Genomic DNA, 230 nt, shown 5'->3' with positions numbered 1-230 from the left:
ATCAATGGACCATGCATTGAAAGTTGTAGTAATATCCCGGGCCATCAGGCCACATTTCCAATCCCCTTTTTCAAATTGAATGTCTGCGTCCAATCCAAAACCACAGGAAGAAGCAAAATCACCAATCACACGCCTAATTCCTCTCGCATTCCCCCCTCAATTTAAACCATCCAAAGGCAAACGCCGCGCATATGAAAATATAACACCATAATCGGCAGTAGAGAAAAGGC

1 pseudogene is annotated in these 230 nt (G+C 43.9%); it reads right to left on the bottom strand.

The features are described from left to right. Nucleotides 1-230 (bottom strand): annotated as a pseudogene (locus ACY2RT_RS15790) (putative type IX sorting system protein PorV2); the annotation flags it as partial.

This window comes from Ulvibacter sp. 2210JD10-4, assembly GCF_058148525.1.
Note: the sequence above shows the minus strand (reverse complement) of the source record. Positions and strands in the feature narration are given on the sequence as shown.